This is a genomic window from Flavobacterium sp. (assembly GCF_043720215.1).
In the GTDB taxonomy this organism is placed as follows: domain Bacteria; phylum Bacteroidota; class Bacteroidia; order Flavobacteriales; family Flavobacteriaceae; genus Flavobacterium.
This window is the reverse complement of record NZ_JAYSSZ010000117.1, coordinates 1-12283: the sequence shown is the minus strand read 5'-3', so window position 1 is coordinate 12283 and position 12283 is coordinate 1. Positions and strand designations below refer to the sequence as shown.

At 32.3% G+C, this 12283-nt stretch carries 11 protein-coding genes; 4 read left to right on the top strand and 7 right to left on the bottom strand.

The genetic code is table 11. From position 1 onward, the window contains the following. Nucleotides 1-97 precede the first annotated feature (97 nt). The 7 genes from ACHZC3_RS05675 to ACHZC3_RS05645 all read right to left on the bottom strand — a co-directional run bounded on the left by ACHZC3_RS05675 (nt 98) and on the right by ACHZC3_RS05645 (nt 8948). On the bottom strand, nt 98-1423 hold the full coding sequence (locus ACHZC3_RS05675) for a nucleoside permease (protein WP_394758911.1): 1326 nt from the start codon (nt 1421-1423) through the stop codon (nt 98-100). Between the two features lie 75 nt (nt 1424-1498). Continuing rightward, the gene (gene cmk / locus ACHZC3_RS05670) at nt 1499-2179 is read right to left on the bottom strand and encodes a (d)CMP kinase (RefSeq protein ID WP_394758910.1); all 681 of its coding nucleotides are present in this window, start codon (nt 2177-2179) and stop codon (nt 1499-1501) included. A 199-nt stretch (nt 2180-2378) separates the two neighbouring features. Then, nucleotides 2379-3410: a type IX secretion system protein PorQ gene (gene porQ / locus ACHZC3_RS05665; RefSeq protein ID WP_394758909.1), complete on the bottom strand. Its 1032-nt coding sequence runs from the start codon at nt 3408-3410 to the stop codon at nt 2379-2381. 92 nt (nt 3411-3502) lie between these two features. Further along, complete coding sequence (gene lon, locus ACHZC3_RS05660) at nt 3503-5953, bottom strand: endopeptidase La (protein WP_394758908.1); 2451 nt, start codon at nt 5951-5953, stop codon at nt 3503-3505. A gap of 193 nt (nt 5954-6146) precedes the next feature. Further along, nucleotides 6147-6680: a hypothetical protein gene (locus tag ACHZC3_RS05655; RefSeq protein ID WP_394758907.1), complete on the bottom strand. Its 534-nt coding sequence runs from the start codon at nt 6678-6680 to the stop codon at nt 6147-6149. Nucleotides 6681-6720: 40 nt separating this feature from the next. Beyond that, nucleotides 6721-8052, bottom strand: coding sequence for an MFS transporter (locus ACHZC3_RS05650; RefSeq protein WP_394758906.1), 1332 nt, complete (start codon nt 8050-8052; stop codon nt 6721-6723). 83 nt (nt 8053-8135) lie between these two features. Beyond that, nucleotides 8136-8948 (bottom strand): M48 family metallopeptidase, encoded by an 813-nt coding sequence (locus tag ACHZC3_RS05645; RefSeq protein ID WP_394758905.1) that lies wholly within the window; start codon nt 8946-8948, stop codon nt 8136-8138. A gap of 151 nt (nt 8949-9099) precedes the next feature. Here ACHZC3_RS05645 and ACHZC3_RS05640 point away from each other — a divergent pair, with 151 nt between their 5' ends. The 4 genes from ACHZC3_RS05640 to ACHZC3_RS05625 form a co-directional block, all read left to right on the top strand. Continuing rightward, nucleotides 9100-9954, top strand: coding sequence for an alpha/beta fold hydrolase (locus ACHZC3_RS05640; RefSeq protein ID WP_394758904.1), 855 nt, complete (start codon nt 9100-9102; stop codon nt 9952-9954). 11 nt (nt 9955-9965) lie between these two features. After that, entirely contained in the window at nt 9966-10451 is a 486-nt protein-coding gene (gene msrB, locus ACHZC3_RS05635; protein ID WP_394758903.1) for a peptide-methionine (R)-S-oxide reductase MsrB, read from the top strand. 92 nt (nt 10452-10543) lie between these two features. Beyond that, nucleotides 10544-10930: a peptide-methionine (R)-S-oxide reductase MsrB gene (gene msrB, locus ACHZC3_RS05630; RefSeq protein ID WP_394758902.1), complete on the top strand. Its 387-nt coding sequence runs from the start codon at nt 10544-10546 to the stop codon at nt 10928-10930. A 63-nt stretch (nt 10931-10993) separates the two neighbouring features. Next, nucleotides 10994-12283 (top strand): AMP-dependent synthetase/ligase (locus ACHZC3_RS05625; protein ID WP_394758901.1); only part of this gene is annotated, 1290 nt, incomplete at its 3' end.

Here is a 12283-nt window from a genome sequence, read left to right as displayed (position 1 = left end):
AAAACAGCACCAAAAACGTTTTTGGTGCTGTTTAATTTATCTATTTTTGTCTAATAATCTGTATCGATTATTTAGGACTAGTCATAATCATTAAGATTTAATGACTTACACTTTCTACATCTTTAGGATTGTGTTTATGTTTAAATAAAACTGCAAAAGCAATTGCAATAATTAATGAGTAAATAGCGAATGAAAACCAAATGTTGTGCCAGTCCTTAACATCATTCTGCGTAAAGTAATTATCTATAGCATAACCGCTAATTTTACTTCCTAAATAAGCTCCTACACCATTGGTCATCATCATAAATAAACCTTGAGCTGAAGAACGTATTTTAGAATCGGTTGTCGTTTCAACAAATAAAGAACCTGAAATATTAAAGAAATCGAAAGCCATTCCGTAAACGATGCAGGATAAAATAATCATCCATAAACCTTCTACAGGATCACCAAATGCAAATAATCCGAAACGCAATACCCAAGCTATCATAGAAAATAGCATCACCTGTTTAATTCCAAAACGTTTCAAGAAAAATGGGATAGCTAAAATAAATACTGTTTCAGAAATCTGAGATATTGACATAATTATCGTTGAATACTGAACCACAAAAGATAATTTATATTCAGGAATTTTGGCGAAATCATTTAAAAATGCATCACCATACATATTAGTCAATTGCAACGCACCACCTAAAAACATGGAAAACACAAAAAACAATGCCATTTTATAACTTCCAAACAATTTAAATGCTGTTAAACCAAGCTGCTCAACAAATGATGCATCTCCAGAAATTGTTTTTTGCGGAGGACATTTAGGCAACGTAAAAGAATAAATTCCTAAAACAATGGCCATAAAAGCCGCAATATAAAACTGATTAGCGTAAATAGGACTTCCAGTAACTCCTGCTAATGCGTTTCCAACACTTAAACCTAAATCTTTTATAATTTCAGGAGGAGTTGGTGAACTAAAAATATTAGTAAACCACATAGCCACTATAAAACCTATAGTTCCCCAAACGCGAATAGGCGGAAAAACTTTAACAACATCAAATTTATTATTTTTTAAAATAGTATAAGCAATAGAATTTGACAATGAAATTGTTGGCATATAACAAATCATAGCTCCAAAAATCACATAAAACAAAGTATCTGGATCATTAACTTTTGGAACAAAAAACAAAATTATTCCATAGAAAATATGTAATAGACCATATAATTTTTCAGCATTTAACCACTTATCAGCAATAATACCTGTTAATGCTGGCATAAACAGAGAAGAAAGACCTAATGTGGAAAAAATTGCACCAAACTCGGCTCCAGTCCATCCTTTCGCGTTAAAGCAATAAGTTCCAATTGTAATTAACCAAGCTCCCCAAACAAAAAACTGGAGAAAGCTCATAATTGTTAATCTATTTTTAATGTTCATTTTTTAGTTTTTAAATCGGTTATAATTTTTGAATCGTAAAACTAACAATAAAAATAACTCTACAAATAAATTTTCCTAAATATTATTAAACAAATCAAGAACAACCTGAAATTGTTCTTCTCTAGATAAATGAGAATTGTCTATTTCGATGGCATCATCTGCCATTACAAGTGGTGAATCTTCGCGATGCGTGTCTATATAATCTCGTTCTTGTACATTTTTTAATACCTCTTCAAATGAAACATTATCCCCTTTAGATAACATCTCGTTATAACGACGTTCCGCACGTGTTTGTGCGCTGGCTGTCATGAATATTTTGAGTTCGGCATCAGGAAAAACTACTGTTCCTATATCACGACCGTCCATGACAATACCTTTGTTTTTTCCCATTTCTTGTTGTTGCTCGACTAGTTTGGCTCTAACTTGAGAAATTTCAGCTACTTTGCTTACAAAACTAGATACTTCGATGGTTCGAATTTCGTTTTCGACATTCATCCCGTTAAGATACATTTCGCCATAGCCTAAATTTATATTAAACTGAAAGGTAAGTGTAATTTTTGATAAGTCTTTTATTAGAGCTTCTTTATCAAAACCATTGTGATTGATAAAATTATTTTGCATCGCATAATAGGTTACTGCGCGATACATAGCTCCAGTATCTACATATATATAACCTAAATGTTTGGCTAATTGTTTGGCTAATGTACTTTTTCCTGTTGACGAAAATCCGTCGATGGCAATGGTTATTTTTTTCAATTTATTAAAATGTTTAATAGTAATTGCAAAGTTTGTATGTAGCCCTGATAGAGCTGATAGCTCTCGTCTTTTTTTTGACGAGACTAAAGGCGATAGCAGGAATAATGTTTCCTGAATACTTTACAATTTCTGCTTCAAAATTTGCTATTCATTACATTTTATACCTGACAGGTTTTGAAAACCTGTCAGGCATAAAAAATTACTTTTCGTTGTCATATAAATTGACCGTTAATCCGAATAAACTGGTATTTGCGGCTAATGTGTATCGTGAGTAGGAATAATCGAATCTAAATTTTCGGAAACGGATTCCGAAACCAGCCGATATTCCTGAAAATGTTCGTTGTTCTAAGATTTTGAGTTCAGCTGCACGACGGAAATTATAACTTAATCTCAAACTAAATGCTTTTTTTGGGAAAATTTCAGCTCCAAAAATAACGTGTCGCATAGTGTTTCCTAAAAACCCTACTTTTTCTTCGATTGCTTCTCCATCGATAGTTTGTTGACTTCTAGCTGGATTTGAAAAAGAAACGTTCCAATGTTGCAGATTTTCTAGTGTGAGATGCCAACGAATAGGTACGTTTTCTAATTCTTGCGATACTCCCGCTATGACTTCGAACGGCAATTTTTCTTTTGCTCCATCGTAGGTGGTAATTTGTGTTCCGAAATTTCGTACGACGAGTCCGTAATTTATATCGTTTTTGTCATCAACATATAACGCTGCTAAATCGGCTGCTACTCCAAATGAATTATAACTTTCTAAATTTGAAAAAATAAATTTTGCGTTACCTCCTAAATACAATTTTGTTCTAGGAACATTATAAGCATAACCTAATGATAATGCGATCTCGCTTCCTGTAAATTCTCCTGTTTCGGTTCCAGATTCGTCGCGACCATCAAATTTTCCATAATTTATATAGGATATTCCTCCGTGTACTGTTTGCACGTGTCTGTCATATGTATAGGCAAAAGCGCCTGTTCCGTATGTTACATCTCCAAAATAATTTCCGTAATTTAATGCTAATCGTCCGTCCATTTCGGTATTTATACTTGCTGGATTAAATAAAGGCTGATTGACATCGTAATCGTAATTTGTAATCGTTTTCCCTCCTAATGCAGCTTGTCTTGGAGAGGAAATCAGGTTTAGAAACTGGTATACGCCTTGCCCTCCTATTTGACTATAAGTCGAAGTGTAAATTATAAATAATAAGAGAATTAAAGATTTTTTTTGCATTTATTTTTGGCGTTTTTAAAACTATATAACGCAGAAGCGAAGATATTATTTTTTTATAAAAAAAACGGTTAAAAAATTTAACCGTTTTTAATTTATAATGTTTTAGCATTTTTAACCTTATCCTTAGTAATCGCAATCGTCAAAACTTCGTGCATTTCTTTCACGTAATGAAAGGTTAAACCAGTTAAATATTCGGCTTTTATTTCGTCGATATCGCTTTTGTTTTCGTGACACAAAATAATTTCTTTGATATTTGCACGTTTTGCAGCAAGAATTTTTTCTTTGATTCCTCCTACTGGCAATACTTTACCACGCAAAGTTATCTCGCCAGTCATAGCTAAACTTTTCTTGATTTTTTTCTGTGTAAATACCGAAACCAAAGATGTTAGCATGGCAATTCCTGCACTTGGTCCATCTTTTGGTGTTGCGCCTTCTGGAACGTGTAAGTGAATATTATATTTGGCTAACATTTCAGAATTTAGTCCCAATAATTCAGCATTGGCTTTAATGTATTCTAAAGCTATGGTTGCCGATTCTTTCATGACTGTTCCTAAATTTCCAGTAATTGTCATGGTGCCTTTTCCTGGAGAAATCAAGGATTCGATGAATAAAATATCACCTCCTACTGATGTCCAAGCCAGTCCTGTAACCACTCCTGCTACATCATTATTTTCTGATTTGTCTCTTTCTAATCTAGGAACTCCTAAGATTTTTACAATATCTTCATCTGTAACTTTTATGTTGTATTCTTCCTCCATAGCCACACATTTTGCAGCATTTCGGATTACTTGGGCAATTTTATTTTCCAATCCACGTACACCAGATTCACGTGTGTAACCTTCTACAATTTTTTCTAATTGTTTTTTACCAATTTGTAAATGTTTAGCAGTTAAACCATGCTCTTTTAATTGCTTTGGTAACAAATGCTGTTTGGCAATTTCTACTTTTTCTTCAATAGTATAACCAGACATTTTGATGATTTCCATACGATCTTTTAACGCAGGTTGTATGGTTGCCATATTGTTTGACGTAGCGATAAACATGACTTTCGACAAATCGTAACCCATTTCTAGGAAGTTATCATAGAATTCGCTGTTTTGTTCGGGGTCTAAAACTTCTAATAAAGCAGATGATGGATCACCTTGATTACTTGTAGATAATTTATCGATTTCGTCTAAAACAAAAACTGGATTTGACGTTCCTGCTTTCTTTAAACTCTGAAGAATTCTTCCTGGCATAGCACCAATATACGTTTTACGATGTCCGCGAATTTCGGCTTCATCACGCAAACCACCTAAAGAAACTCTTACATATTCTCTTCCTAAAGCTTCTGCAACAGATTTCCCTATAGATGTTTTTCCAACTCCCGGAGGGCCAGTCAGGCAAAGAATTGGCGATTTCATGTCATTTCTTAGCTTAAGAACTGCTAAATGTTCAATCATTCTTTTCTTGACATCTTCTAAACCAAAATGATCTCTGTCAAGGATTTTTTCTGCTTTTTTAAGATCAAATTTATCCTTAGAATATTTTCCCCAAGGCAAATCTAAAAACAATTCTAAATAATTTCTTTGAATACCAAAATCTGGTGATTGTGGGTTGGAACGTTGCATTTTTGATAATTCTTTATCAAAATGCTTTTGCGTTTTTTCATCCCAAATCTTTGTTTTCGATTTTGTACGTAATTCTTCTATTTCTTCTTCTTGCGAAACGCCACCCAGTTCTTCCTGAATGGTTTTCATTTGCTGATGCAAGAAATATTCACGTTGTTGTTGGTCTAAATCGAAACGCACTTTAGATTGTATGTCGTTTTTAAGTTCCAGTTTCTGAAACTCTAAATTCATATACTTCAAAGTCGCTAAAGCTCTTTCTTTTAGTTTATTTATTTCTAATAAATCTTGTTTTTCGGTAACCGTAAGATTCATATTAGAAGAAACAAAATTTACTAGAAATGAATTACTTTCAATATTTTTGATTGCAAAAGTAGCTTCGGTAGGAATATTTGGACTTTCGGTAATAATCTGTATAGCTAAATCACGAACCGATTCTATTATAGCCGAAAATTCTTTATCTTTTTTGGTTGGCCTTTCTTCTTTAATTTCTTTTATAGAAGCCTTCATGTAAGGTTCTGTAGCAGTAACTTTATCTATTTCGAAACGTTTTTTTCCTTGTAGAATTACGGTTACATTACCATCAGGCATTTTTAGAACACGAAGAATTCTGGCAACTGTTCCTACTTTATTGATGTCATTTTCGGTAGGATCTTCGTCTTCTTCATTTTTTTGCGATACGACTCCAATTATTTTATCGGAAGCATTCGCAGCATCAATTAGTTTAATAGATTTATCTCTTCCAGCAGTAATAGGAATAACTACACCTGGAAAAAGTACTGTGTTTCGAAGTGGAAGAATTAACAATTCTGATGGTAATTCTTCATTATTCATCTCTTCCTCGTCTTCTGGTGTAAGAAGTGGAATTAAATCGGCTTCAGAATCAAATTCTTGTAGTGACAAATTGTCAATGGTAATTATTTTTTGTTGAGACATATTGTATTTAGGTCATTTTGTCATTAAATATAGATTGTTTATTATGCAAAGTTATTACATTATAAACAATCATTTATCTGAAAATCAATAAATAAGAAATTATTTAATCAAATTTCACAGTAATAAGTCAAGGATTGTGCCATAAAAAAATCCCAAATTGCTTTGGGATTTTGATTTGTACTAAAATTGCTTTTTATTGTTTTGTGTATATAATATCTATATTTGCGGTTAAAGTTATTGGCGAACCACTAACAATTCCGATAACATCTCCTTGATTTATAGTTGCTTTTAAAGTATTTCCAACGACTGTATATACATCATTGTATTGAACTCCAGTGTCCATATAAGTTAATGTTAATGTACCATTTACTAAAGTCCAACTTCCTGTAATATTAGGATCTGCATAACAAGCTAAAACATTAGTAGCTCCGCTAAAATCTATTTCCACACCTTTTTGAGTAGCTGTAAATGTGTTATCAATATTTAGAACTAAAGTATTATTATTGAAACAAGCTGTTTCGGTCATTTGGTTTCCTGAAAAGTTTCCGTCTCCATTCAAATCTGTTGGTACCGATGTATTAAATCCAGTCATCAAATATGTTCCCGCAGTATTTGCATTAGCATTTGGATCTGGAATAATTCCTTCGTAAGGTTCAACTGAACAGGAAGTTAAAATTGTTATTGAAAACAAGAATAAAAATGTCGAAATACTTTTTAATTTATTCATTTTGTAGGTAATTAGTTTTGATTTTTTTTCAAATATATAATTAATTCTCGATTGATAATGTATTTTTCGGAATTCTTAGAAGCAAAATTATTCCTATTACAAAGAACAATCCTAGAAATACTATCGAATTACGCATAGAACCTGTTACTTGGTCTATGATTCCGTAAATAGACATTCCGATTACTATTCCTATTTTTTCGGTTACATCATAAAAACTAAAATAGGATGCTGTATCCTCAGTTTCTGGTAATAATTTTGAATATGTAGATCGAGCTAGAGATTGTATTCCACCCATAACTAATCCTACAAACCCAGCAACAATATAAAACTCATTGGGTTCTGTAACAAAATAAGCAAAAACACAAAGTATGGCCCAAAATGCATTTAGAAATATTAAAGTATTAATATTCCCAAATTTACCTGATGCTCTCGAAGTTAAAAAAGCTCCTAAAATAGCAACTAACTGAATGACTAATATACTAATAATTAGTCCCGTTGTTTTCTGACTTGGAGTTGCCCAATTTATTTCAGTGGCACCAAAATAAGTAGCCACTAACATAACAGTTTGTACAGCCATGATAAAAACAAAATAGCTAGATAAATATCTTTTTAGAAAAATGTTTTGTTTTAGTTGACTCCAAACTATTTTTAATTCTTTAAAACCATCAAATAAAACAGCTCTCGTAAGTTTGTGTCCTCTATTTCCTTTTGGCAAATAATAATACGTTATGTGACTAAAACCTATCCACCAAATACCTGTCATCAAAAAAGAAACTCTCATTGCAATTTCTCTTGCCCTGTCAGGGTTTTCTGCTGTGATATAAAACTTCTCAGGAAACATTACCATTCCAAGATTTATCAATAATAAAATTGTACTTCCTATATATCCCATCGAAAATCCTCTCGCACTAACTTTATCTTGCTGTTCCGGATAAGCAATATCAGGCAAATAAGAGTTATAAAACACTAAACTTGCCCAAAAACCTATTAATCCTAATAAATAGGTTGAATAACTTAAAAAAAAGTTATCCACATTAAACCAATATAAGGAAATACAAGATAAACCTCCTAGATAACAGAAAAACCTCATGAATGCTTTTTTATTCCCTACATAATCTGCAATTCCTGATAAAAATGGCGAAATAAAAGCCACTATTAAAAAGGCTAATGCAGTAACAAAAGTTATCATTGCAGTATCTTTAATTTCATATCCAAATAGATAAACTACATTATTTCCTCTGTTTTTGAAAACCATTTCATAAAAAATTGGAAAAATAGCAGATGCAATAACAAGACTATAAACAGAATTAGCCCAATCGTAGAATGCCCATGCGTTTAATAGTTTTTTTTCTCCTTTTTGCAATGTCTTCATAAATATAAAAATAGTTGAAACGTAAAAAAACCATTCGCTTTTTTACGAATGGCTTCAAATATATACTTTTTATTTAAAAAATATTATTTAAATGTTACACCAAATTTTGCTGCCTCTGCTCTTGCTTGTGGTAATAAACTAGTTAAGTTTGCAATACGAGTTGCATTTGATGGGTGTGTACTTAAAATTTCTGGCGGTGCATTTCCTCCTGCTTGAGCTGACATTCTTTCCCAAAGTGTTACCGCATTTGCTGGATCGTAACCTGCAATTGCCATAAGCGTAAGTCCAATCATATCAGCTTCACTTTCGTGATCTCGACTAAAAGGCAGCATTCCTCCTACCTGACTTCCTACTCCATAAGCTTGCATAATCAATTGCTGTGTTTCGGGACTTTTATTCCCCGTTGCAACCGCAACTCCTACTCCTCCTAATTGCTGTAACATTCCAGCACTCATACGCTGTTGTCCGTGATTTGCCAATGCGTGAGCTACTTCATGTCCCATAACAGCTGCCATTCCTGCATCGTCTTTCATAATAGGTAAAATCCCTGTATACACAACAATTTTTCCTCCAGGCATACACCAAGCATTTACTTCTTTGCTTTCTACTAACTTGTATTCCCACTGGTAATTAGCTAAATAATTTCCTTTACCGTTAGCTGTTAGCCATCTTTCTGCAGCTACTTTTATTTTAGTACCTACATTTTCAACTCTTTGTGAGTCTTTAGTTCCAGAAAGAACTTTATTCTCTGATAGAAACTGACTATATTGTTGAAATGCCGATGGAAAAATTTCACTATCAGGTACTAATGCCATTGTTTTTTTTCCTGTAAATGGATTTGTAGCACAAGCAAATACTAAAATCCCTATTGCTGAAATTAATATAACTTTTTTCATTTTTTTATTTATTTTATATGTAGTAAAATTAATGCATTTTTTTAATTTTCACCGTAAAAACAGTAAAGTATTTTTATGATTTATTTATGATTCAATTTTTATACCAAAAAAATTAAAATCTTAAATTGCACTCTATTTAAACTACATTATTTTGAAAGCAAAACGTCAGAAAGAAAATCAGATTCCAAAAATCATTTTATACACTGTTCGAATAACTCAGTTTTTTTCAACTTCATTAGTTACAAAATTGGCAGCTAGAATATTCACAACTCCTATAAAACATAAAACTCCAAACAGAGAATTAATAATGGATCAAAAAACAAAACAAGAAATTGTTTTTGTTCCTAAAATAAACAAAAAAATTGTCGTTTATCATTATGGCACAAACGGTAAAAAAGTATTATTAGTACACGGTTGGTCAGGTCGTGGTACACAATTGGTAAAATTTGCAGACGAATTGATTAAACTAGGATATTCCACTATAAGTTTTGATGCGCCAGCACACGGAAAATCTAGTACTACAACAACATTAATGCCTGAATTTATAGCATGTATACTTGAATTGGAAAAACTATACGGCCCTTTCGAATCAGCCGTTGGACATTCGCTAGGTGGAATGGCTTTGTTGAATTCTGTAAAACAAGGTTTGCAAATAAAAAAACTAGCAGTAATAGGGAGCGGTGATAAAGTTGAAGATATTTTACATGAATATGTAAAAAGACTTGAGTTAAAACCAATCGTAGCTGCAAAAATGAGTGCTCTTTTCGAAAAACGATTCAATGAGCCTATGGAAAATTATGCATCACATCTTGCAGCGAAGCAAGTAAATATCCCTACACTTATTATTCATGATGAAAATGATAATGAAGTTCCTGTATTCTGCGCAAAAAACATTTACAAAAATCTTCCAAACGGCGAATTACTCATAACAAAAAGACTAGGTCATCGCAAAATTCTAGGAGATGCAACCGTTATTGATAAAACAATTAATTTTATTAAAATTTAAAAACTCAAAAAATGAAAAAAACAATCATTTTGTTATCTTTCCTAGTTCTCAGCTTAACTTCATGTCAAAGTCAAGAAAAGAAAACTGAAAAAGTAAGTACTAAAAATAAAATTTCTAAAACCGATGCCCAATGGAAAGCTAAACTTACACCAGAACAATATGAAGTTTTAAGAAAAAAAGGAACAGAAGCTTCCTTCTCGGGAAAATACTGGAATCACTTTGAAAAAGGCTATTATGCTTGTGTAGCCTGTAACAATCCGCTGTTTACATCAGATGCAAAATTTAATTCAGAATGTGGTTGGCCATCCTTTGACCAAGCTATCGAAGGAAGTATTATATATAAAACTGATTCCAGTTTTGGGATGCAAAGAACCGAAGTTATGTGTGCTAATTGTAGTGGACATTTAGGTCATATTTTTGATGATGGTCCAGCGGAAACAACAGGAAAACGCTTTTGTACCAACTCAGTTTCAATTATTTTTATTCCAAAAAAATAGTCATGAAATATTTATGATAACTAAATCATGAACAATAAATTAAGGTTTCCTCATAAATATACCATATTCCAATAAAAAAATATTATCTACATATGAAATATCCAATAGAAAAAACCGAAGACCAATGGAAACTAGAACTTGGTCAAGAAAGATATAGAATTCTTCGAGAAAAAGGAACAGAATATCCACATTCTGGAGCCTATAATTTACATGTAGAAAACGGCACCTATGTTTGTGGCGGATGCAATGAACCTTTGTTTGAAAGTAATTCAAAATTTAATGCGCATTGTGGTTGGCCATCTTTCGACGAATCTATTCCTGGTAAAGTAAACTATATAAAAGATAGCACACATGGTATGATTAGAACAGAAATCGTTTGCGCCAATTGTGGCGGACATTTGGGGCATATTTTTGATGATGGTCCAACTAAAACTGGTGTTAGATATTGTGTAAATTCTCTTTCAATAGACTTTAAATAAATCAAAAATTGTAATTCTTGTTAATTTTTATTAATTTGCATTAAAATTAACGCCTAATTAAGAATGACCAAGATTACAAGATTATTCGATTTCCCTTATTACCAATTAGATAAACAAAATTTACCTGATGCTTTAGTCACAAAGCAAGATGGAGTATGGATAAAAACTTCTACGCAAGAATATATCGATAAAGCAAATACCATTTCGAGAGCCTTACTTCGAATGGGAATTCAGAAAAACGATAAAATTGCTGTAATATCAACCAATAATAGAACCGAATGGAATATTATGGATATTGGAATCCTACAAACAGGAGCCCAAAATGTACCCATATATCCTACTATTTCTGAAGATGACTACGAATACATCCTTAATCATTGTGGTGCATTATATTGTTTTGTTTCTGATACAGAGGTTTTACGAAAACTAAATCTGATTAAAAATAATGTCCCAAATCTTAAAGATGTCTTCTCTTTTAATGAAATAGAAGGTTGCAAAAACTGGAAAGAAGTACTTACTATTGGTGAAGAACAATCGAATCAAAGTGAAGTTGAAGAAAGAAAAAATGCAGTTCAAACTACTGATTTAGCTACCATAATATATACTTCTGGAACTACTGGAAAACCAAAAGGCGTCATGCTTTCGCATCAAAATATTGTATCTAATGTCTTAGATAGTTCAAACAGAATACCTTTTGACGCGACTAATAGTAAAGGATTAAGTTTTTTACCTATTTGTCATATTTTTGAACGAATGATCTTGTATTTATACCAGTATTATGGAGTTTCTATTTATTTTGGAGAATCTATCGAAAAAATTAGCGAAAATATAAAAGAAGTACAACCAACTGTTATGTCAGTTGTACCAAGGCTTTTAGAAAAAGTATACGATAAAATATATCAAAAGGGTACTGAACTTTCAGGTATCAAAAAGAAACTTTTCTTTTGGGCAATAGATTTAGGTCTTAAATATGAACCATATGGAGCAAATGGCTGGTTATACGAATTAAAACTTAAAATCGCACGAAAACTAATTTTCAGTAAATGGAAAGAAGGTTTAGGCGGAAAACTAGATTTAATGGTAACAGGGAGTGCCGCATTACAACCAAGATTAACAAGAATTTTTGCAGCCGCAGATATTCCTGTAATGGAAGGATATGGCTTAACCGAAACATCACCAGTAATATCGGTAAACGATATGAGAAACAAGGGTTTCAAAGTAGGAACTGTTGGTAAAGTAATAGACAATGTACAAGTAAAAATTGCTCAGGATGGCGAAATTCTTTGTAAAGGACCAAATGTAATGATGGGTTATTATAAAGACGAAGCACAAACAAAAGAAGTTCTTAAAGAA